Raw genomic sequence first — 21,336 nt, 5'->3', positions numbered from 1 at the left:
TCGGCTACCCGAAGACCGTGAGGTCGACGTCGTCGACGGTCATGAGAGCCGGGAGGTGGTGCACCCCGGCGTCGGCCGACCGCACGTGCTCGACGGCGAGCGCGGCCACGAGGCCGGTAGCGCGCGACTGCCCGACGCCGGTGGCGGTGCCGTGCACGCGCTCGGCGTCACGGACCTGGAGGTACCAGCGCTCGCCTCCGGGCATGGGGATACCCGTGGGCAGGTGGCGTGCGCCCGGCACCCAGGTGAGCGCGGCGAGAGAGGTGGTCGCGAACCTCGAGTCCAGGCCGAAGTAGCTGCGGACGGGGCGGCCGAGCTCGGCGGTCAGCGTGGTCTGGTCGGAGAAGTCGGTGCGGTAGAGGCGTCGGCGTCCGGACGGGAGGTCGAAGGTGGCGGGTCGGGTGTAGCTGCGGACCGCGGTCCCAGACGAGGGGTCCTGGAAGCTCCGGCCCAGCATCCCGTACACCCAGGCGGACCCGGCCGCTCCGTGGTGCTCTCCTGCCCCGAGCACGATCGCGACGTCGAGCGGCAGGTCCGTCTGGGCGGCCGCGGCGTGCGCGAGGAGGTTGGTGATCCCGGGGGCGATGCCGACGCTCAGCGCGACGGGCGCGGCGAGGTCGAGCGTCTCGATGCCGGCGAGGTAGGTGGCGGTCGCGCTGATGTCGACGACCGCGGCCCCGGCCGACGTGGCTGCGGCGACGACACGGGGGTCCTCGCGCCCCGAGGTGTTGAGCACCACGTCGACGTCGGCGCTGGCACGGCTGACCGCAGTGAGGTCGGCGAGGTCGAGCACGAGGTCGGCGCGGCTCGGGTCGCGCCCCGCGGTGGTGACGGCGTGGCCGCGTGAGCGCAGCTGCTCGACGGCGAAGGACCCTGCGGCGCCGTATCCGCCGAGGGCGAGGACCCGCAGCGGGGTGGTGCTGCGCGGGCTGTGGTGGTGCGACATCGTCAGATCCTCTTCTCGAACAGGTGTGTACGAGTTGCAACGTAGCACAACCCGAACACCAGTGTTTGAGATGCTCGAGACCTCGGCTAGCCTGAGACCGTGACACCCGCTGCCCCACGCCCGACCGCGACCCGAGAGCCGGACGCGCGACCACCCGACGCACGCCGAGCCGACGCACGCCGCAACCGCGAGGCGATCCTCGCCAGCGCGCTCGAGCTCTTCGCACGAGACCCGAACGCCTCCATGTCGGCGATCGCCACGGCTGCCGGCGTCGGCCGGGTCACGCTGTACGGGCACTTCGCGGGACGCGACGAGCTCGTCGAGGCAGCCCTCGCCACGGCCGTCGAGCAGTCGGACGCGCTGCTCGCGACCCTCGACCTGTCCGGCGACCCGATCGACGCGCTCACCCGGCTCGTCGGCCAGTCGTGGCGGCAGGTCGAGGCCAACAGCGCGGCGCTCGACGCCGCCCTCGCCGCCCTCGGCGAGGAGCACGTGCGCTCGTCGCACGACGCCGTGCTGACCCGCGTCCACGAGCTCGTCGAGCGCGGCCAGGCGTCAGGCGCGTTCCGGGCGGACCTCAGCGCGGACTGGCTGACGGCCGTCGTCTACTCGACCCTGCACACCGCGTGCGCCGAGGTCGCCGGAGGGCGCCTCGGACCGGACGAGGCCGAGCAGGCCATCGTCGCCACGGTCACGAGCGCGGTACGCGGCTAGCGCCACCAGCCCGAGAGGTCATGTCCTCCCGGGGCCCACGAGGTCAGAGCAGGCCCGGCGTCTTCCCGGGGCACGTGCCGTCGGCCCGCGGCGCACGGCGCGCACGGGTCGAGAGGTAGCGCAGCAGCGCGCTGTCGACGAGCAGGACCACGCCGACGGCACCGGCCCAGAGCTGGCCCTGGAGGATGCCGAACGCGAGGAAGGCGAGCCCCAGCACCGCGAGCCCGATGGCGACCGCGGGTCGGAGCTGGGCGAGGCCGTCGATGCCGGTAGGGCGCGCAGGCCTGCCGTCGCCGGGGACCGGGGACTTGGCGTCGTACGTCATCGTGGCGGCTCCTGCTCGTCGAGGTCGGGCGTCACGCCACTCTAGGAGACCGTGCCGAGTTCGGCCTGCTGGCAGCGCGATCACGCGGCTCATCCTGTGCGCGGTCACAGTTCTAGACTCAGTCGACGCGAATACGTGATCAGAAGTCGTTCTCTCCGCTCGAATCGCTGGGATCGCTGGACTGTGACCGTGTACAGTCCACCTCGACGCACCCACGACGGTGCCCACGAAGGTCATGGACGACCACCGTGCCGCGGCAGGCCACGTCGCCTGTCCGCGAGGTCGCGATCGACTGACGAACAATGACGCTCGCAGGAAAGGACATCCCCCGATGCACCCACCACGACGACGCCTCCCCCTGAGGCTCGCGGCGGCAGCGACGGCAGGCGCCGTGCTCCTCACGCCCCTCGTCACCACCTCCGCCGTCGCAGCCGACGACCCGACGGGACCGGTCGAGGCCGGGATCGTCGTCGACAAGGTGGAGGGCCTCCCCGAGGACTTCATCAACGGCGTCGACATCTCGTCGATCCTCGCCCTCGAGAAGAGCGGCGTGACCTTCCAGGACTGGGACGGCCAGCAGGCCGACATCTTCGAGGTGCTCGCCGACGCGGACGTCAACTACGTCCGCGTCCGCGTGTGGAACGACCCCTACGACGCCCAGGGCAACGGCTACGGCGGCGGCGACAACGACATCGCGGCAGCCGTCGCGATTGGCGAGCGCGCCACCGCGCACGGCATGCGCCTCCTGGTCGACTTCCACTACTCCGACTTCTGGGCCGACCCCGCCAAGCAGCAGGCCCCCAAAGCCTGGGCCGAGATGACCGTCGACCAGAAGGCCGACGCCACCGAGGCGTACACCGCCGACGCCCTCACCCAGCTGCGCGACGCGAACGTCGACGTCGGCATGGTGCAGGTGGGCAACGAGACCAACAACTCCGTCGCCGGCGTCACCGGCTGGGCCGGGATGTCGCAGATCTTCAGCGCCGGCAGCAGCGCCGTGCGCACCGTCTACCCCGACGCCCTCGTCGCGGTGCACTTCACCAACCCCGAGCGGGCCGGCTCCTACGCGAACATCGCCCGCCAGCTCGACACCCACGGCGTCGACTACGACGTCTTCGCGAGCTCGTACTACCCGTTCTGGCACGGGTCGCTGAGCAACCTGACGACCGTGCTGGACCAGGTCGCGACGACCTACGACAAGCAGGTCATGGTCGCCGAGACGTCGTGGAACTACACCCTCGAGGACGGCGACGGCCACGAGAACACCATCAAGCCGACCTCCGGGTTCACGCAGTACCCCTCGTCCGTCCAGGGCCAGGCGACCGCGGTCCGCGACGTCATGCAGGCCGTCACCGACGTGGGCCCCGAGGGGATCGGCGTCTTCTACTGGGAGCCCGCGTGGCTGCCGGTCGGCCCACCCGAGGAGCTCGCGCAGAACAAGCTCCTCTGGGAGGAGCACGGCTCCGGCTGGGCGTCCAGCTACGCCGCCGAGTACGACCCGGAGGACGCCGGCGAGTGGTACGGCGGGTCGTCGTGGGACAACCAGGCGCTCTTCGACTTCCAGGGTGCACCGCTCGAGTCGCTGCGCGTGTTCCAGTACGCCCGCACCGGTGCGACCGCGCCGCGCGAGGTCGTCGACGTCGAGAAGGTGACGCTCACCGTCCCTGACGGATCACCCGTCACCCTTCCGGCCACGGTGCGCGTCACGTACAACGACGGCAGCACCGAGGACCGACCCGTCACGTGGTCGACCTCCGTAGACTGGATCCGCGGGCCGGGGGCGTACACGGTCTCCGGGACCACCGCCGACGGCGCGCGGGTCACCGCGACCGTCACGGTCAGCGCGGTGAACCACGTCGCCAACCCCAGCTTCGAGGACGCGACCGCCGCCCCGTGGACCATCACGGGGACGGGGGCATCCGTCGCGGCCGACGCCGACGCCTCCGACGGGGCTCGCTCCCTGAAGTTCTGGTCCGCCACCCCCTACACCTTCGCGGTCGAGCAGACGATCACCGGCGTACCCGCCGGCACCTACCGGCTGTCCGCCACGAGCCAGGGCGCACTGGCAGGCCCGACCGACACCCGCACCCTGAGTGCGACCACGGCCGAGGGCGAGCAGTCGGCGCCCATCACCCTCGACGGCTGGCGGGCCTTCTCGACCGCGACCGTCGACGACGTGGTCGTCGGCGAGGACGGCCTCGTCACCGTCGCCGCGCGCTACTCGCTCAGCGGTGCCGCCTGGGGCAACCTCGACGACGTCCGCCTCACCCGCGTGGAGAGCACGACGACCGTCGACACCGCCGCCCTCGAGCAGTCGCTCCAGACGGCCCGCACCGTCGACCGCACGCTCTGGACGCCGGCGTCGCTCGCGACCCTCGACGTCGCGGTCGAGAGCGCCGAGGTGCTCCTGTCCGGGTCACGGGCCACGCAGGAGGACGTCGACGCGGTGACCGCGCTCGTCGACGCGGCCGTCGCCGGGCTGGAGGCGATCGACACGACGCCCCCGGTGGACCCTGAGCCTCCCGTGACTCCGCAGCCCCCGGTCACGCCCGAGCCCCCGGTCACGCCGGAGCCGCCCGTCACGCCCGAGCCCGTCACGCCGGTCATGACGCTCAGCTCCGGGTCCGTCACCGCGGGTGACGACGTCACCGTCACGGTGACGGGGCTCGACCTCCCCGAGGTCGAGATCGGCATCGAGAGCGAGTACCAGCGCCTCGCCTCGGCCACCGTCGTCGACGGCGCCGCGACGGTCACCGTGACCGTCCCGGCCACCCTCGAGGCCGGCACGCACAGCCTCCAGGCCCGCGACGCCGACGGCGCCGTGCTCGCCCAGGCAGCCGTCGAGGTGCTCGCCGCGCCCGTCGCCACGCCCACGCCGGGAGAGCCGGGGACGGATGCACCGACGACGCCTGCACCAGGCGTCCCGTCATCAGGGGCTCCGGCAGCAGGCGGCACCGGAACGCTCAGCGAGACCGGCGCCGACGTCGCCCTCCTCGCCGGGCTGACGACGATGCTCGTCGCGGCCGGCAGCGCGGTGCTCGTGCTGCGTCGCCGTAGGGCCGGGACCTCGACCCTACGGTGACACGCACCGTCGAGGAGGCGCCGTGGGAGATCACGGCGCGAGACCGTTGACGTCCTGACGCGACGGCGGTGCACGACCGGCAGAGGCCGGGACCACGGGCAGCACGCCCGAGGCCCCGGCCTCCGCCGTCTGACGTCAGCGCAGCAGGAAGTGAGCGCAGCAAGAAGTCAGCGCAGCAGGAACAGGCTGGCGAGGACGGTCATGACGATGACGAGGCGTTCGAACACGGACTGCTTGATGGTGCGGAGCAGCCGGCGGCCGAGCAGTGCGCCCAGCAGCACGAGCGGCACCAGCACCAGGGCGGTGCGGAGGGTGTCGACCGTGACGATGGACAGGCCGATCGAGAAGGGCAGCTTGACGAGGTTGGTCGCGAAGAAGAAGCAGGCCGCGGTGCCCATGAACCGCAGCTTCGTGGCGCCCGTCGACAGCAGGTAGAGACTCATCACCGGCCCGCCGGCGTTGGCGACCATGGTGGTGAAGCCGGCGAGCGACCCGTAGAAGACGCCGGCGCCGTGGCGCCTGGGGAGCGGTCCCGAGCCGTCGGCCGGTGCGCTTGCCGCGAGCGCGGCGACCGGCACCGCGGCAGGGTCGACGTCTGGCTCCGGGTCAGCCTCGGCATCCCGGCTGGCCCGGCGCGCGGCCCTACGGTCGACGATCGCACGGACCGCGCGGACGGCGAGCAGCAGCAGGAGCACGGCCCCGATGGTCCGACGCATGACGAGGTCGTCGACGCGCGCGAGGAAGGCGACGCCGACGAGCACACCGACCAGCACGGGCAGCATGAGTCGCAGCAGGAGGCGCCAGTCCGCCTGGCGCCAGTAGCTGCTCACCGCCACGAGATCGCCGCAGATCAGCAGGAGGAGCAGGAGCCCGGTCGACTCGCGGGCGGGGATCACGGTGGCGACCAGGGCGACGCCGAGCGTCGACAGGCCCGGGAGCGCGGACTTGGAGACGCCGACGGAGAGCGCGACGAGGCCGAGGACCAGCCAGGTGGTGAGGGTCATGGACAGGTCAGGGCTAGCGCCCCGCCACCCCGGCGTCGGCAGTGGCACGCACGTCGTCGGCGGCACCAGGAGCAGCGGTCGCGAGCGGCACGAGGACGGAGTCGACGAGCCGCTCGAGGTACTCGGGGTCGAGCGGCTTCCCGGTGGTGACCTTCTGGTAGGAGATCATCGCGGGAGCGACGGTGGCGATCATGTCGAGGTCGCGCCCCGGAGGGATCTCACCACGGCGCTCGGCACGGCCGAGCAGGTCGCGCATGAGCCGGGTCCGGGCCTCGACGAACTGGCGCTGGAAGGCGGCCGCGACCTCCGGGTCGTCCCGGATCGCCGCGGTGAGGCCCGTCATGAGGTCTTCGGTGTCGGACCGCAGGTGCTTGACCTGGCGGATGCTCAGCAGGTCGCCGCGCAGCGAGCCGGTGTCGGGGATGTCGTCGGCGGTGAGGTCGGCGTACCGGTGGCAGGTGATGGCGTCGACGGTGAGCTGCGTCTTGGAGGACCAGCGGCGGTAGAGCGTGGCCTTGCCGGCCCCGGCGCGCTCGGCGACGGCGTCCATGGTCATGTTCTCGTAGCCGCGCTCGACGAGGAGCTCGCGGGCGGCGTCGAGGATGGCCTCGTCGCGTGACTCGTCGCGCCGTCGGCCTGGGCGGCGGGGGCGCCGCGACGGTGCGGTCGGGTCCGGCTGGGGGTCCATCGGTCTCCTCGTGTCGGAGCCCATGGTGGCAGGAGCGACCCGCCCGAGACAAATCGAGACTGGGGGGTTTCGGAACTGGTCGGTTCTGCATTACGGTCGAGTCTCCGACCACGACGTCCCCGGAGACACCCATGCCTGCACCCACCTCCTCGCAGAAGCCCGCGGCACCCGCCGACGGCGCCGCTGCGGCCACGACGTCACACCACGGCTCGCGCCGCTGGCTCGTCCTCGCGACCGTCGCCCTCGCCCAGCTCATGGTCGTGCTCGACGCGACCATCGTGAACATCGCCCTCCCCTCGGCCCAGGCCGACCTCGTCTTCAGCGACAACGACCGCCAGTGGGTCGTCACCGCCTACGCCCTCGCCTTCGGCAGCCTCCTGCTCCTCGGCGGGCGCCTGTCCGACATGCTCGGCCGCCGCCGCATGTTCCTCATCGGGCTCGTCGGGTTCGCCTTCGCCTCCGCCCTCGGCGGCGCCGCGGTGAACTTCCCGATGCTCGTCGGGGCTCGCGCGCTGCAGGGCGTGTTCGCCGCCGTCCTCGCCCCCGCGGCGCTGTCGGTCCTCACGACCACCTTCACCGACCCCAAGGAGCGCGGGCGTGCCTTCGGCGTCTTCGGCGCGATCGCCGGGATGGGCGGGGCCATCGGCCTGCTCCTCGGCGGGTTCCTCACGCAGAACCTCGACTGGCGCTGGAACCTCTACGTCAACGTCCTCATCGCCGTGATCGCCTTCGTGGCGGGCACCGTGCTGCTCCCCCGCGGCGGGCACTCCGGCCGCCAGCCGCTCGACGTCCCCGGCGTGCTGCTCGGGTCGGTCGGCCTCTTCGCCCTCGTCTTCGGCTTCTCGCAGGCCGAGCCGCAGGGCTGGGACGCCCCCGTCACCTGGGTCTCCCTCGCGCTGAGCGTCGTGCTGCTCGTCGCCTTCGTGCTGCGTCAGCGCACCTCGGCCAACCCCGTGCTGCCGCTCGGCATCATCCTCGACCGCGACCGCGGGGCGGCCTTCGTCGCGATCCTCGTCGCCGGCTCCGGCATGTTCGGCGTGTTCCTGTTCCTCACGTACTACCTGCAGGCCACGCTCGAGTTCAGCCCGATGCGCACCGGCACCGCGTTCCTGCCCATGGTCGTGTCGATCATCATCACGGCGCAGATCCAGAACAACATCCTGCTCCCCCGCCTCGGCCCGCGGATCATCGTCCCGATCGGCATGGCGCTCGGTGCGATCGCGATGTTCTCCTTCACGCTGCTCGAGGTCGACTCGACCTACATCCACGTGCTGCCCGGGCTGATCCTGCTCGGCATCGGCATGGGCTCGATCATGCCGCCGTCGTTCCAGGTCGCGACGCTCGGCATCGACCGACGTCAGGCCGGTGCGGCATCGGCCATGGTGTCCACCTCGCAGCAGGTCGGCGGGGCCATCGGCACCGCGCTGCTCAACACGCTCGCCGCGACCGCCGCGACGACGTACATCGCGAGCCAGTCGACCCAGACACCGGCCGTCATGGCCGAGGCCGCGCTGCACAGCTACTCGACGGCCTACACCGCCTCGGCCGTGATCTTCATCCTCGGCGGGATCGCCACGGTGTCGCTGTTCCGCACCCGGACGGACCGCGCAGCACGCGCCGCGGCGAGCGCCCCGCTCGACGGGGACGCTCGCCCCGTGGTCGCGCACTGAGCTCAACGGTCACCCGTACGACACGACGAAGCGCCGGCAGGTCTTCCTGCCGGCGCTTCGTCGTGTCACTGCGGTCGTGTCATCCCGCCAGCCGCACGCGGTAGGTGCGCACCTCGAAGGGCGTGAGCTCGAGGGTGATCTCGCCGTCGGGCGCCGGGACCTCGTCGGCGACGTCCTCGATGAGCGAGGCCTCGTGGACCTGCGCCACGGGGGCTGCGACGCGGAGGACGCCGGAGGTGCGGCGACCGTCGGGCTCGTAGACGCGGACCACGAGGTCGCCCGAGCGGTCGGCGGCGAGCTTGACGCCCGAGACGACGATGCCGGCGGTCGCGGTGACCAGCGCCTCGACCGGCGAGCCGGTGCGCTCGCGCGCCGGGAGGTTGAGGGCGAGCCCTGCCTCCGTGGCGTCCGAGGTGGTGGCGCCGATGACCAACCCGTAGCGGTGCGTGTGCTCGCCCTGGTCGGTCTCCGGGTCGGGGAAGCGCGGGGCGCGCAGGAGCGACAGGCGCAGCGTGGTCGTCACGCCGGTCGCGGGGTCGGCGTCACGGGTGACGTCGTACCCGTAGGTCGAGTCCGTGACGAGGGCGGCACCGAAGCCGGGCTCGCCCACGTGCACGAACCGGTGCATGGACGTCTCGAACTTCGCCTGCTCCCAGCTGGTGTTCGTGTGCGTCACGCGCTTGGCATACCCGAACTGCGTCTCGGCCGCCGTGTGCTCGGCCTGGACGGCCAGCGGGAAGGCGAGCTTGAGGAACTTCTCTGTCTCGTGCCAGTCAGTGCGCTGCGAGATCTCGAGCGTGCGCGACCCGGGGCGCAGCACGATCTCCTGGGTGACCCCGGAGGCCGAGAACGACCGTTCGACCCGTACGTGCGCGGCGCCGTCGCGGACCTCGTGCTCGAGGGAGTCGAGGCCGCGCAGGTCCTCGACCCGGTTGCGGTAGTAGCGGTCGACGTCCCACGCATCCCACATGTTGGGGAAGTCCTGGTGGAGCTGCAGCAGGTTGGCCTCCTTCCCCGCTGCCACGCTCTCCCGCCCGGTCGCGAGGTCCACGGCGGAGGTGACCAGGCCCTCCGACGAGACCGTCACGCGCACCAGGTCGTTCTCGAGGACGAGGGTCCCGTCGGTGTCGGTAAGGGTGACCGTCCCGTCGGCCGGGACCGCGAGCGCGGCCGCGTGCCCGGGGACGCCGTCGCGGGCGAGCGGGGACGCGTTGAACACGACGCGGTCGCTGCCGTCGCCCGCGAGCGCCGTCTGCGCTCGCTCGATGATGGCGGTCGCCTCGGCGGCGACGCGGGCGTACTGCTCGACGGCCTCGCGGTGCACCCAGGCGATGGAGGTGCCGGGGAGGATGTCGTGGAACTGGAGCAGGAGGACCTGCTTCCAGAGGGCGTCGAGGTCGTCGTGCGGGTAGTCGAGGCCGGTGCGCACGGCGGCGGTGGCGCTCCAGAGCTCGGCCTCGACGAGCAGGTGCTCGGTGAGGCGGTTGCCCTGCTTGGTCTTGTGCTGGCTGGTGAGAGTGGCGCGGTGCAGCTCGAGGTAGAGCTCGCCGACCCACACCGGTGGCGAGGGGAGCTCGCTCTTGGCGCGCTCGAAGAAGGCGTCGGGGTGCTCCCAGCGGACGCGGGCGCTGCCCTCGAGGTCGGCGAGGCGCTCGGCCTTGCCGGTCATCTCGCGGGTGGTGCCGCCACCACCGTCGCCCCAGCCGACCGGGGCGATCGACCCGGTGGCGAGGCGTGACTCGCGGAACTGTCGGGAGGCCTTGGCGACCTCCATGCCGGACAGCTGGGAGTTGTAGGTGTCCATCGACGGGAAGTGCGTGAAGACCCGTGAGCCGTCGATGCCCTCCCAGTCGAAGCTGTGGTGCGGGAACTTGTTGACCTGGTTCCAGGAGATCTTCTGCGTGAAGAACCAGTCGAACCCGGCCCGCCGCATGAGCTGCGGCAGTGCGGGCGAGTACCCGAAGGAGTCGGGCAGCCACACACCGGCAGAGCGCACCCCGAACTCCTGCTCGAAGAACTGCTGGCCGTAGAGGAACTGGCGGGCGATGGCCTCGCCGGTGGGCATCACGGTGTCGGACTCGACCCACATGCCTCCGAGCGGGAGGAACCGTCCGTCGGCGACGGCGGCCTTGACCTTGGCGTAGACCTCGGGGCGGTGCTCCTTGATCCAGGCGTACTGCTGGGCGCTCGACATGCCGTAGAGGAAGTCGTCGGTCTGACCGATGAGCTCGGTCATGGTCGAGGTGGTGCGCGCGACCTTGCGGATGGTCTCGCGGACCGGCCACAACCACGCGGAGTCGATGTGGGCGTGCCCGACGGCGGAGACGACGTGCGCGCTGGCCTCGGCGGGCGAGGCGAGGGCCGGGGCGAGCGCGGCCCGTGCGTCGGGGGCGGTCTCGGGGATGCGCTGCAGGTCGAGGAGGTCGAGGGCGTCGTCGAGGGCCTGGAGGATGCGCATGCGGCGCGGTGAGCTCTCGGGCAGCTCGGCCTGGAGCTCGAGGAGGACCTCGACGTCGAGGGCGAGCTCGTGCACCTCGGGCTCGAAGACCGCGAGGTCGGCGTGCCGGAAGGTGTACAGCCGCTTCGGGGAGGAGGTGCGGATGTCGCCCTCCTGGGTGGGGAGGAAGGGGTGGTAGTCGAGCAGCACCGGGTTGGACGCCGCCTCGAGGTACAGGTCGAGCGTCTCGTCGCCCTCGGCACGGTCGGTGACCGGCACCCACTGGTTGCGCGGGTTGAGCGACTTCACGGGCTCGCCGTCGGCGGTGTAGACGAGGCCCTCGCACTGGAAGCCAGTCATGTTCTGGTCGAAGCCGAGGTCGACGAGGAGCTCGACGCGCTGGCCGGCCCAGTCTGCGGGGACGGTCGCGGTGAGGTGGAACCAGGTGGTCCCCCAGGCCGGGCCCCACGCGGAACCGACCTCGAAAGGGCTGAAGTCGAGGGCGCGACCGTCGGCGGGGGCGATCGGCTCGCCGGGCAGCTCGTGCCAGGCGACCTCGACCGGGGTCCGACGGCTGTGGATCGCGGGGCGGATGCGCTCGCTGAGCACCCGGGCGGCCCGGCCGGTGGTGAGCGGGATGTCGTCGTGCATGTCGGGGTGTCCGTTCGGTGGGGGACGGTGGTCTGGGGGGCTGGGGGTGTTGGGGGTGCTGGGGTGGAGCGGGGGCCGGTCGGCTACCGGTGCATCGTGGCCGCTGCTCCCCCGCTGGCGACTGCCGTCGGCACGAGGTGGCCGGGTGTCTCGTCGACGTCTCCGGGGTGCTCCAGGCGTTCGATCCCGCGCTCGGCCAGGACCCCAGCCTCGTGGCTGCGGGACTGCAGGACCACCTGGGGGCCGCGTCCGTCGCGCTCGGCCGCGTGGACCCAGGCCTCGAAGAAGTCGCCGCCGGGTGCGCAGCCGGTGCGGTGGGGCACGGTGTCGTCGAGCACGAGGCCGACCGGTGACGGTGCGGGCGTCGGCGCGTCGCGCAGCTCGCGGGCCAGGGCGGCGAGGGCGCGGCCGGTGGGCTTCACCGTGCCGTGCTCGTCGACGAGCCCGAGGTCGTACTCGACCGGCGGGAAGTCGAGCATCGTGCGGGAGACGTCGTGCGAGCACCACCAGGTGATGCCCGAGAGGCCTGCGACGCCCGCCGCGTGCCGGACCGTCTGCTCGAGGAAGGCCACCGCGTCGTCGGGGTCGACGACGGTGGTCGGCACGCCGACCTCCTGGAGCCAGACCGGACGGCGCGCGTCCGTGTGCCACGCGGCGGCGAGCTGCACGAGGTACTCGGCGTGCCGCACCGACCCGGTGCCGAGCCCGCCGTGGCGCTGGGCGGCGCCGTTGAACACCCACGAGTGCACGACGGTCTGGTCGCCGAGCTCGGCGGCGTGGCGCGGGAGGAACGGCTGGCGCTCGTCGTACCAGGTGGCGTCGTAGGCGGCGTGCGTGACGAGGACGTCGGCGGTACCTGGTGTCTCGGCACCTGCTCCCTCGGTGCCGAGCAAACCTTCGCGGGCGGCGCCGAGGAGCCGGCGGAGCCAGGCCTCGGCCTGGTCGGCGTCGATCTCGTGCGGCCGTGGGTGCGGCCGGGCGGCGAACTGGTTCACCTCGTTGCCGAGGGTCAGGCCCATGAGGTTCGGGCGTCCGCGCAGCGTCTCGCCGAGCGCCCGCAGGTACGCCTCCTCCCCCGCGAGCGCGTCGGGGTCGGTGAACATGTTGCGCTCGTGCCAGGTGGTCAGCCAGGCGGGCAGGTAGTCGAAGCTGGACAGGTGCCCCTGGAGGGCGTCGACGTTGACGTCGAGCCCGACCTCGGCGGCGGCGTCGACCACGTCGGCGACCGCTGCGAGAGCGGCGGGGCGGATGTGCCCGCGGTTGGGCTGGACGAGGTCCCAGAGCGGGAAGATGCGGACGTGGTCGAGGTCGAGGGCGGCGACCTGCTCGAGGTCGCGGCGGACGGCGTCGCGGTCGTGGTCGAGCCAGGCGTGGAACCAGCCCACGCGGGGTGTGTAGTTGACGCCGAACCTCATCCCTTGACCCCGCCCTCTTCGATGCCCTTGAAGAAGTGCCGCTGCAGGACGGCGAACACGATGGCAATGGGGATGAAGGCGATCATCGACCCGGCAGCGATCATGCGCTGGTCGCTCGAGAAGGTCCCCGAGAGGTACTGCAGGCCGATGGTCAGCGTGAACTGGTCGGGGCTGGTGAGCACGATGAGCGGCCAGAGGAAGTCGTCCCAGGCGCCGATGAAGCTGAAGATCGCGATGACCGCGACGGTCCCCTTCACCGAGGGCAGGGAGACGTTCCAGAACCGCTGGAACGCGTTGGCGCCGTCGATCACGGCCGCCTGGTCGATCTCGGCGGGCAGCTGGCGGAACGCGTTGTACATGAGCAGCACGTTGAGCGCGGCGATCATGCCCGGGAGCGCGACGCCCAGGAGCGTGTCGGCGAGGCCGAGGTTCCGGATGGTGACGAAGTTGGCGATGATCGTCGCCTCGCCCGGGAGGATGAGCGTGGCGAAGAACAGCCCGAGGGCGATCTTGCGCCCGCGGAACCGCAGCCGGGCGAGGGCGAAGCCGGCGAGCGTCGAGAAGATGACGTTGCCGGCGACGGCGAAGACCGCGACGAACAGCGAGTTGCCGATGAAGGACATCACCGGGATGGCGTCCATGACCCGCACATAGTTGTCGAGGGTCGGCTCGCTGGGCCAGAGCTGCGGGATCCGCGTGTAGATGTCCTCGCTGGTGCTCTTGAGCGACGTCGAGAGCTGCCACAGGAACGGGCCGATCGAGATGAAGAGCACGAAGACCAGGAGCGCGTAGCGACCGATCTTCTCGCCCAGGCTCATGGAGCCGAAGCCTCGGGCGCGGCGTCGCCGCGGCGGCGGGGCTGGTGCCTCGGGGGTGACGTCGGGGGTGGTCCCCCGGTCGGTGACGGCGCTCATTCGCTGCTCCTTCCGTTGATCTTGGCGAGCAGCAGGAGCGGCAGGAGCGTCACGACGAACATGAGGATGCTCAGGGCGCTCGCGTAGCCCAGGTCGCCGGTGAAGCCGCGGGAGTACTGCTGGATGAGCATGACCATGGTCATGGCCTCGCCACCGGCACCGCCGGTGCCGCCGGTCATGATGAAGACCTCGCTGAACACGCGCAGCGCGGCGACGCAGACGAGCACGGCGATGAGGAGCATCGCGCCGCGGACCGCGGGCAGCGTGACGGCCGCGAAGCGTCGGACGGCGCCGGCACCGTCCATCGCAGCAGCCTCGTGGAGGTCCTTGCCGACGTTCCCGAGGGCCGCCAGGTAGATGATCATGTAGTACCCCAGGCCCTTCCAGACCGTGAGGCTGACGGCGCTGAGGACGATGAGCCAGCGGTCGGTGAGGAACGGCAGCGGCTCCTGGATGATCGACATGGCCTGCGCGAGCCCGTTGACGAGGCCGCGGTCGTCGAGCATGAAGGTCCAGATGAGCGCGACGACCACGGCCGACGCGATGACCGGGGTGTAGAACGCGGTGCGGAAGAACGTGATGCCGGGCATCTTCTTCTCGACCAGCAGCGCGATGAGCAGCGGCAGGACCGTCAGCAGCGGCAGGCAGACGAGCATGAACACGACGCTGTTGACGAGGGCGTTGACCACCTGGTCGTCGCGGAGGATGAGCGCGAAGTTCTCGAAGCCCACGTAGCGCTCGTTGCCGCCGAGCGGCTTCGCGTTGGTGAAGGCCATCCGGATCGTGTTGAGCGACGGCCAGATGGAGAACACGAAGAGCCAGCCCAGCGCCGGGGCGAGGAACAGCCAGGGCGTGATCTTCCGGGTGGTGCGGGTCGGGCCGCGGTCCCGTCGCGGGTGCCCGGCGGGCGGGCCCCCCGCGACGGGGGCGGTGACGTCGGTGACGGTCATCGCGGGCTACTGCCGTGCCAGCAGGTCGTTGAGCTTCTCGACGGACTTGTCGAGCGCCTCCTGGCCGCTGATGTCACCGCGGATCGCGAGGGCGATCTGCTGGGCGAGGTAGTCGTTCATGGCGCCGTTGACGGAGTACGGGGTGAGCACCTGGGCGGTCTGCAGCGACTCGAAGCCGGTGACGCGGGCCTTGGCCGACGGCGTGCCGTCGTCCTCGGTGAAGTACGGGTCCGCGTCGGAGCCCTGGGTCGACGGGAAGACGTTCGCGATGTGCGCGAACTCGTTCTGGTTCTCGGCGTCGGTGACGAACTCGCCGAAGGCGATGGCCGTCGCGAGGTTCTCGCTGCTGGCCGAGACGCTCACGCCCTGCACGTACAGCGGGGAGATGTTGAGGGCCGGGCTGATCGCCACGTTCCCCTTGAGGCTCGGGTTGTTCTCCTCGAAGTCCGCGATCGCGGTGGCGCCACCGGTGGTCCAGGCGACCTTGCCCTGCGTGAAGAGCTGGGAGTTGCCGAGGTAGTCAGCGTTGAGGACGGTGGGCGGCATCTCGCCGTTGGCGTAGGCCTCGGCGTACCGGTCCACGATGGCCGCGGCCTCGGGGGTGTTGAACACGAACTCGGTGCCGTCCTCGTTCAGGATGTCGATGCCCTCGAGCGTGAAGTCACCGACACCGGGCACGCGGCTGATGAGGTAGCTCTCCGGGCAGGCCTGCGCCATCGTCGAGGCCTGCTCGAACAGCTCGTCGGTGGTGGCCGGCGGGGCGGTCGAGTCGAGGCCGCAGGCGTCGAGCTGCTCGGCGTTCCAGTAGTTGACGTCGGTGCCCAGGTACCACGGGTAGCCGTAGACACCCTCGACGCCGTCGAAACGGAAGGCGTCGACCGACCCCTCGAAGTACGTGCTCTCCATGTCGGTGCTCTGGCTGACGTCGTAGAGCATGTCCTGCTGGGCCAGCGGCAGCGCGAAGTCCGGCGGGAGGTTGACGACGTCGGGAAGGGTGTTGGTGGAGGCCTGCGAGAGGACCTTCTCGGAGTAGCCGTCGCCCGGCTGGTCGACGAGCTCGACCGAGGTGCCCGGGTTGGCCTCCTCGAAGTCGGCGATGACGCCGTTGAGGTACTCCGCGTAGGTCGGGGTGAGCGACCACGTCTGGAAGCGGATCGCCCCGGTGACCTCCCCCTCGGGGTCTGAGCCCTCCCCCGGTGAGCCGCCGCTGCAGCCGGCGAGCAGGGCGGTGGCGACGAGAGCGCTGGCTGCGGTGGCGAGCGGTGTGCGCTGGATCCTCATGGTGGTTCTGCTCCTTCGTTGGAGGGACCTGACGGCGGCGCCTCGTCGTCGAGGACGCGCCGGGATGGGAGGGATGACACGGGTGCTGTGAGGTGTATCTTTGGCAACTAAACCGGGTAAGTCAAGGTCGTGTCAACCGGTTAAGTGCCGACTGAGGTGAGGATCGATGATGAGTCCCCGGGTCACACCACCGCGCCGCCGCGCGACGCTCAGCGACATCGCCACGCGGCTCGGCGTCTCCAAGGCGGCGGTGTCCTTCGCCCTCAACGGTCGCCCCGGCGTGAGCGAGGAGCTGCGCGAGCAGGTGCTCGCCGTCGCCGCCGAGCTCCACTACCGGCCCAGCTCCGCGGCGCTCGCGCTCGGCGGGTCCCGGGCCGACGTCATCGGGCTGGTGCTCAACCGTCCCGCCCGGACCCTCGGCACCGAGGCGTTCTTCCCCGAGCTCATGGCCGGCATCCAGGCCGGCCTCGCACCGACGCACACCGGCCTGCAGACCCTGGTGGTCGCGTCCCTGGCTGACGAGGTCGACGCCTACCGCACGTGGCAGGCCACCCAACGGGTCGACGGCGTGATCCTCATCGACCCGCGCCGCGACGACGAGCGCGTCGCCCTCGTGGCCGACCTCGGCCTGCCAGCGGTGCAGATCGGCAGCCACCCGAGCGAGGACCCGACGGTCCCGACCGTCTGGGTCGACGACCACGAGGTCGCCACCCGCCTCTTCGACGCGATGTTCGCCCTCGGCCACCGCCGCGTCGCGCACGTCATGGGTCCGCTCGACCTCGAGCACACCGAGCTGCGCCGCCAGGCCTTCCACGACTGCGTCGGGCGGTACGACGCCGGGACACCGGTGTCCGTCGAGACCGACTACTCGGCCGAGCAGTCCGCGGCCGCGACCCTCGAGCTGCTGCGCCGTGACGACCGCCCGAGCGCGATCGTCTACGACAACGACGTCATGGCCCTCGCGGGGCTGCGCGTCGCGCAGGAAGAGGGGGTGGCGGTCCCCCGCGAGCTGTCGATCGCGAGCTTCGACGACTCGATCGCGATGCGCCTCGTGCGGCCGTCGATCACGGCGCTCACCCGTGACACCTACGCGCTGGGTGAGCTCGCTGCGCGGACGCTCATGCAGGTCGTCGCTGCCGCCGGGACCGAGGCGATAATCGGGTCTGTCGCGGGGATGACTCCGACGCTGTCGGTGCGGGAGAGCACGGCGCCGTCGGCGGTCGCTCGGAAGTGACCGGAGGCGGTCGGTCAGGCTACCGTCGCCCGTGTGACGACTCTCAGCACACTCGGCCCCTCGTCGGCGTTCGCCGAGCTCGTCGGTCTGGGTGGATACACGGTCGGCGCTGATGGTGACGACGTCGAGGTGTGGAGCACCGGCGGCGAAGAGCGCCACCGCGTCCGAGCGAGCGACTCTGGTCTCGCGGTGGCCGGAGCGTCACGGTCAGGAAGCTACGCCACGGAGCTCCAGGCGTCGTCGATCGAGGACGTCGAACGCTATCTCACCTTCCTCATCGGCAACTCCGCGGTCCGAGGACCACGTGGGCACACGCTGCTGTCGACGAGCACTCAGACGCCCCTGGCCGCTGGCATCGAGTCCGCAACCGATGCCGAGGGGAATGCCCATCTCTGGAGCGTCTCCGACCCACGCCGGACGGTGACCTTTCTCCGCGGGGTGCCGTGGGAGCCTCGGACGTTCAGCCATCTCATGGGTGTGCCCGTCGGGCTGCTCCGACGAGCACTGCTGGACGAGCACGGATCTCCCGTCTTCGACGTCGGGCAGCCCCACGACAGCCGGCTGTCCGTCCTGTCGTGGACGCCCGCGTGGCTGTTCTCGACGGCCTTCCGAGAGTTCGTCGCGCTCGGTGGTGCAGAGGTGACGGCACGCGGCGACACGGTGCAGGTCGGCGACCTCGAGGCCGGCTACGAGGTCTCGGACACTGACGGGTGGTGGTGCGTGCACCGGTACTCCCGCGGCCTCCGTCACGCGACGCTGCGAGCGCGGCGCGCCGAGGATGTCGAGCGCTATCTCCTGCTGCGGCTCGGCCCGGCTGCTCGGCACTCTCCTCACCTCAGGCTCCCGCTCCTGGTAGAGCCCGCTCCACCTGTGGAGATCGCGGACGGACTGCGCTTCGAACCTCTCGAACCTGGATGGGTGTCCGTGCGCGAGGCAGACGGCTCGGAGCGTGGCATCGAGATCGCCGACGCCGGGATCATCGCGGCACGGGATGCCCGGGACCTCACCCACCTGCTGCGCTCGACGCCGCAGACGATCCGGGAGTCGTACCTCGACGCGGCTGGGTCTCCGGCGCTGTCTCCCGTCCTCGTCCCGGTGAGCCGTGGCGACTCCGCCCCGCCCTCGACCACCTGGGCACAGCTCTCGGCCACAGACCGCCGCCTCGCAGACACGGGGTTCCGCCTCTTCTGCTCCCTCTCCGAGAAGCGGCGGAAGACGTTCGAGGACCCCGTCTCCGCGAGCCCGTTCGACGGAGGGGTCGTCGTGTTCCGGGCCATCCGCGGCGGCGGCAAGATCCTCGTCGCGCACGACGGGTCCGTCCTCTACCGACCCTCGTCTCACTCCCTGGAGCGGGCTCTCGACGAGTTCCGCGCCGGTCGGCGCACACCCCTGGGCTCCTTCGGCGCCTGACCTTCCGGCCGCGTGCGGCTCTGGTAGGTCCGAGCCCGGATGGGCTATCGTCGGCCGCAGAGGGAAAAATCCCGCTGCGCCACGGCGAGCGGAACCGCGTACGCGTCTCACGGGAGTCGCCACTTCTTCGTCGAAGGAGTGCGCCCATGTCCCTGCGAACCGCCGCCACAGTCCCAGTTGCCTCATCCCCACCTCGTCTCCGAGACGCGTGGGTCGCCCTGTCGGGCCTCTCGGCGGTGTTCCTCTTCGAGATGCTCGACACCTCGGTCCTCAACGTCGCGCTCCCGACGATCGGTCGCGACCTCGCGGCGCCCACCGGGTCCCTGCAGTGGGTGACGGGGGCGTACTCGGTCGCCTTCGGCGGCCTCATGCTCCTCTTCGGCGCAGTATCCGACCGCTTCGGCCGCCGCCGCATCATGCTCGTCGGGCTGACCCTGCTCGCGTGCGCGAGCATGCTCACCGTGCTCGTCAGCTCAGTCGAGCAGCTCGTCGCCGTCCGGGCTCTCATGGGGGTCGCCGCCGCGATGACCACGCCGGGATCCATGGCGCTGGCCTTCCGACTGTTCTCCACCGAGGACCTCCGCGTCCGTGCGCTCACAATCATCTCGACCGCGGGTCTCCTCGGCCTCGCCGTCGGGCCGACCGTCGGCGGGCTCGTCCTCGCCGTGGCCCCCTGGCAGGTGCTCCTCGTCGCGAACGCGCCGATCGCCGCGATCGCGTTCCTCGGCATCTGGGCCGGAGTCTCCGCCGACCGTCCGGACGACCTGCACCGTGACCCCGTCGACGTCGCCGGCGCCCTGCTCGGCACGGCGACCGTCGTCGGAGCACTCGTCACACCGACGCTGTTCGTCGTCTCGACCTCCGACCGGACCGCCTGGGGCGCCGTGGTCGCGACCGTCGTCGCGGCGGTCGGGTTCGTGGTGCGAGAGCGCACCGCACGGCACCCGTTGCTCGACCTGCGGCTCGTGGCCCGGCCGCTGGTCGCCAGCGGCCTCGCGTACAAGGCGGCCGCTGGGCTCGCCATGGCGGGACTGTCGTACATGGTCACCCTCCAGCTGCAGCTCGCCTGGGGGTGGCCGCCAGCCCTCGCCGCCGTCGGGACGCTGCCGCAGGTCGTGGTCCTCCTCGCCAGCGGACGGCTCGTCGGACCGTTCGTGCGACGGGTGGGCCTCGACCGCGCAGCCTGGACGAGCGCCACAGCGGTCGTCGCCGGTCTCGCCGTCTTCGCGTCCCTCGGGCGCCTCGGCTACCCCTGGGTGCTGCTCGCGCTCGTGCTCGTCGCCGCCGGGACGCGCGTGGTCGGCGTCGTCGCCGGCACCACCGTCCTGCGCGGCCTGCCGGCGGACCGCACCTCCGTCGGGGCCGCGCTCGTCGACACCGCCAGCGAGCTCGCGACGGCGGTCGGCATCGCTGCCACCGGCACGATCCTCACCGCCCTCGTCTCCGGCAGCATCACCGCCACGACGTGGACCCCGACCCAGGCTCACTCCTTCCAGGCCGCGATCTCGGTCGCAGGCCTGACCATCACCGTCATCGCCGCCGCACTGGTCTGTCTCGGCGCCCTCTGTGCTCGCCGCACCACTCCCTCGACCACCCCGACGACCACCCAGGAGTCCTCCGATGTCTGACATCACCACCCGACCGCCGTTCGACCCCGAGCTCGCCACCTTCCTCACCGCTCTCGAGGCGCGGGGCCCCTTCACGCTCACCGCCGAGATGGTGCCGCACATGCGTCAGCTCGACGTGACCGAGGAGGTCCTCGACGAGCGCCTCCGGGCCCACGGCTACGGACGACGGACCGTGACGGTCCCCGGACACCTCGGGGACCCGATCCGGCTCGCCGTCATCCAGCGCGCCGACCGGACCGGTGCGACGACCGCCGTCTACGGCATCCACGGCGGCGGGATGATGTTCGGCCACTACCTGTCGAACATGGACTCCTACGACTGGCTCCTCGAGCACGACGTCGTGCTCGTCAGCGTCGACTACCGCCTCGCCCCCGAGCACCCGGACCCCTACCCGGTCGAGGACTGCTACGCCGGACTCGTGTGGGTGGCCGAGCACGCCGAGGAGCTCGGTATCGACCCCGAGCGCATCGTCGTCGCGGGGCAGAGCGCAGGCGCTGGGCTCGCCGCCGGCGTCGCGCTCCTCGCGCGCGACCGTCGAGGCCCGGCGCTGATGGCCCAGATCCTGGTGTCACCGATGCTCGACGACCGCGACGCCACCGTCTCGACCCACCAGATCGACGGGGTCGGGGTCGCAGATCGCCAGATGACCCGCTTCGGCTGGGACGCCTACCTGGGGCACCGCCGCGCCACCGACGACGTGTCCGTGTACGCCGCGCCCGCACGCGCGACAGACCTCTCGGCGCTACCGCACACCTACGTCGACTGCGGCAGCGCCGAGGTCTTCCGCGACGAGACGGTCGCCTACGCCAGCGCGCTGTGGGCCGCTGGCGTCGACGCTGAGCTGCACGTCTGGCCGGGTGCCTTCCACGGCTTCACCAGCATGATGCCGCAGGCCGCTGTCTCGAGGAGCGCGACAGCGGCGCTGGCGGACTGGACGCGACGCCTGCTCGCGGTGCCGTCGACCGTCGGGGCGTTGGACTGACCGAG

Annotated in this window: 16 protein-coding genes; 7 read left to right on the top strand and 9 right to left on the bottom strand. The window is 71.5% G+C overall.

The window, feature by feature from the left end; all coding sequences use genetic code 11:
- Nucleotides 1–4: 4 nt before the first annotated feature.
- Nucleotides 5–946, bottom strand: coding sequence for a saccharopine dehydrogenase family protein (locus tag SKED_RS07310; protein WP_012866495.1), 942 nt, complete (start codon nt 944–946; stop codon nt 5–7).
- A gap of 99 nt (nt 947–1,045) precedes the next feature.
- On the opposite strand from SKED_RS07310, the gene SKED_RS07305 reads away from it, so the two are divergent.
- Nucleotides 1,046–1,660: a TetR/AcrR family transcriptional regulator gene (locus tag SKED_RS07305; RefSeq protein WP_012866494.1), complete on the top strand. Its 615-nt coding sequence runs from the start codon at nt 1,046–1,048 to the stop codon at nt 1,658–1,660.
- A 43-nt stretch (nt 1,661–1,703) separates the two neighbouring features.
- Here SKED_RS07305 and SKED_RS07300 read toward each other — a convergent pair whose 3' ends face one another.
- On the bottom strand, nt 1,704–1,985 hold the full coding sequence (locus SKED_RS07300) for a hypothetical protein (protein ID WP_012866493.1): 282 nt from the start codon (nt 1,983–1,985) through the stop codon (nt 1,704–1,706).
- A 331-nt stretch (nt 1,986–2,316) separates the two neighbouring features.
- On the opposite strand from SKED_RS07300, the gene SKED_RS20845 reads away from it, so the two are divergent.
- A complete protein-coding gene (locus SKED_RS20845) occupies nt 2,317–5,067 on the top strand; it encodes a glycosyl hydrolase 53 family protein (protein WP_012866492.1) in 2,751 nt (916 codons plus the stop codon).
- Nucleotides 5,068–5,234: 167 nt separating this feature from the next.
- On the opposite strand, the gene SKED_RS07290 is transcribed toward SKED_RS20845, so the two are convergent.
- Nucleotides 5,235–6,071 (bottom strand): TSUP family transporter, encoded by an 837-nt coding sequence (locus SKED_RS07290; RefSeq protein ID WP_012866491.1) that lies wholly within the window; start codon nt 6,069–6,071, stop codon nt 5,235–5,237.
- A 13-nt stretch (nt 6,072–6,084) separates the two neighbouring features.
- Entirely contained in the window at nt 6,085–6,759 is a 675-nt protein-coding gene (locus SKED_RS07285) for a TetR/AcrR family transcriptional regulator (RefSeq protein ID WP_012866490.1), read from the bottom strand.
- Nucleotides 6,760–6,890: 131 nt separating this feature from the next.
- Here SKED_RS07285 and SKED_RS07280 point away from each other — a divergent pair, with 131 nt between their 5' ends.
- Entirely contained in the window at nt 6,891–8,429 is a 1,539-nt protein-coding gene (locus tag SKED_RS07280; protein WP_012866489.1) for an MFS transporter, read from the top strand.
- 79 nt (nt 8,430–8,508) lie between these two features.
- Here the strand turns inward: SKED_RS07280 and SKED_RS07275 are convergent, their stop codons facing one another.
- The 5 genes from SKED_RS07275 to SKED_RS07255 all read right to left on the bottom strand — a co-directional run bounded on the left by SKED_RS07275 (nt 8,509) and on the right by SKED_RS07255 (nt 16,077).
- Complete coding sequence (locus SKED_RS07275) at nt 8,509–11,517, bottom strand: alpha-mannosidase (protein ID WP_012866488.1); 3,009 nt, start codon at nt 11,515–11,517, stop codon at nt 8,509–8,511.
- 83 nt (nt 11,518–11,600) lie between these two features.
- Nucleotides 11,601–12,902: a glycoside hydrolase 5 family protein gene (locus SKED_RS07270; protein ID WP_217167955.1), complete on the bottom strand. Its 1,302-nt coding sequence runs from the start codon at nt 12,900–12,902 to the stop codon at nt 11,601–11,603.
- 26 nt (nt 12,903–12,928) lie between these two features.
- Complete coding sequence (locus SKED_RS07265) at nt 12,929–13,846, bottom strand: carbohydrate ABC transporter permease (RefSeq protein WP_012866486.1); 918 nt, start codon at nt 13,844–13,846, stop codon at nt 12,929–12,931.
- Nucleotides 13,843–14,796 carry a carbohydrate ABC transporter permease gene (locus SKED_RS07260; RefSeq protein WP_012866485.1) on the bottom strand — a complete coding sequence of 318 codons (954 nt, stop codon included), beginning with the start codon at nt 14,794–14,796 and terminating at the stop codon, nt 13,843–13,845. Before SKED_RS07260 ends, SKED_RS07265 begins: the two co-directional genes overlap by 4 nt.
- A 6-nt stretch (nt 14,797–14,802) precedes the next feature.
- The gene (locus tag SKED_RS07255) at nt 14,803–16,077 is read right to left on the bottom strand and encodes an ABC transporter substrate-binding protein (protein ID WP_012866484.1); all 1,275 of its coding nucleotides are present in this window, start codon (nt 16,075–16,077) and stop codon (nt 14,803–14,805) included.
- Between the two features lie 169 nt (nt 16,078–16,246).
- On the opposite strand from SKED_RS07255, the gene SKED_RS07250 reads away from it, so the two are divergent.
- The 4 genes from SKED_RS07250 (at nt 16,247) to SKED_RS07235 (ending at nt 21,331) form a co-directional block, all read left to right on the top strand.
- Nucleotides 16,247–17,311 (top strand): LacI family DNA-binding transcriptional regulator, encoded by a 1,065-nt coding sequence (locus tag SKED_RS07250; RefSeq protein WP_143755687.1) that lies wholly within the window; start codon nt 16,247–16,249, stop codon nt 17,309–17,311.
- A 33-nt stretch (nt 17,312–17,344) separates the two neighbouring features.
- Nucleotides 17,345–18,721: an Imm61 family immunity protein gene (locus SKED_RS07245; RefSeq protein ID WP_012866482.1), complete on the top strand. Its 1,377-nt coding sequence runs from the start codon at nt 17,345–17,347 to the stop codon at nt 18,719–18,721.
- A 146-nt stretch (nt 18,722–18,867) separates the two neighbouring features.
- A complete protein-coding gene (locus SKED_RS07240) occupies nt 18,868–20,349 on the top strand; it encodes an MFS transporter (protein ID WP_012866481.1) in 1,482 nt (493 codons plus the stop codon).
- Nucleotides 20,342–21,331 carry an alpha/beta hydrolase gene (locus SKED_RS07235; protein ID WP_012866480.1) on the top strand — a complete coding sequence of 330 codons (990 nt, stop codon included), beginning with the start codon at nt 20,342–20,344 and terminating at the stop codon, nt 21,329–21,331. The genes SKED_RS07240 and SKED_RS07235 overlap by 8 nt, the downstream gene beginning before the upstream one ends.
- Nucleotides 21,332–21,336: the final 5 nt, after the last annotated feature.

The sequence above is a fragment of the Sanguibacter keddieii DSM 10542 genome (genome assembly GCF_000024925.1).
In the GTDB taxonomy this organism is placed as follows: domain Bacteria; phylum Actinomycetota; class Actinomycetes; order Actinomycetales; family Cellulomonadaceae; genus Sanguibacter; species Sanguibacter keddieii.
Note: the sequence above shows the minus strand (reverse complement) of the source record. Positions and strands in the feature narration are given on the sequence as shown.

Coding starts and splice junctions, on each gene's coding strand:
- SKED_RS07310 (WP_012866495.1), bottom strand. CDS start 946: ATGTCGCACCACCACAGCCCGCGCAGCACCACCCCGCTGCGGGTCCTC.
- SKED_RS07300 (WP_012866493.1), bottom strand. CDS start 1,985: ATGACGTACGACGCCAAGTCCCCGGTCCCCGGCGACGGCAGGCCTGCG.
- SKED_RS20845 (WP_012866492.1), top strand. CDS start 2,317: ATGCACCCACCACGACGACGCCTCCCCCTGAGGCTCGCGGCGGCAGCG.
- SKED_RS07290 (WP_012866491.1), bottom strand. CDS start 6,071: ATGACCCTCACCACCTGGCTGGTCCTCGGCCTCGTCGCGCTCTCCGTC.
- SKED_RS07285 (WP_012866490.1), bottom strand. CDS start 6,759: ATGGACCCCCAGCCGGACCCGACCGCACCGTCGCGGCGCCCCCGCCGC.
- SKED_RS07280 (WP_012866489.1), top strand. CDS start 6,891: ATGCCTGCACCCACCTCCTCGCAGAAGCCCGCGGCACCCGCCGACGGC.
- SKED_RS07275 (WP_012866488.1), bottom strand. CDS start 11,517: ATGCACGACGACATCCCGCTCACCACCGGCCGGGCCGCCCGGGTGCTC.
- SKED_RS07265 (WP_012866486.1), bottom strand. CDS start 13,846: ATGAGCGCCGTCACCGACCGGGGGACCACCCCCGACGTCACCCCCGAG.
- SKED_RS07260 (WP_012866485.1), bottom strand. CDS start 14,796: ATGACCGTCACCGACGTCACCGCCCCCGTCGCGGGGGGCCCGCCCGCC.
- SKED_RS07255 (WP_012866484.1), bottom strand. CDS start 16,077: ATGAGGATCCAGCGCACACCGCTCGCCACCGCAGCCAGCGCTCTCGTC.
- SKED_RS07250 (WP_143755687.1), top strand. CDS start 16,247: ATGAGTCCCCGGGTCACACCACCGCGCCGCCGCGCGACGCTCAGCGAC.
- SKED_RS07240 (WP_012866481.1), top strand. CDS start 18,868: ATGTCCCTGCGAACCGCCGCCACAGTCCCAGTTGCCTCATCCCCACCT.
- SKED_RS07235 (WP_012866480.1), top strand. CDS start 20,342: ATGTCTGACATCACCACCCGACCGCCGTTCGACCCCGAGCTCGCCACC.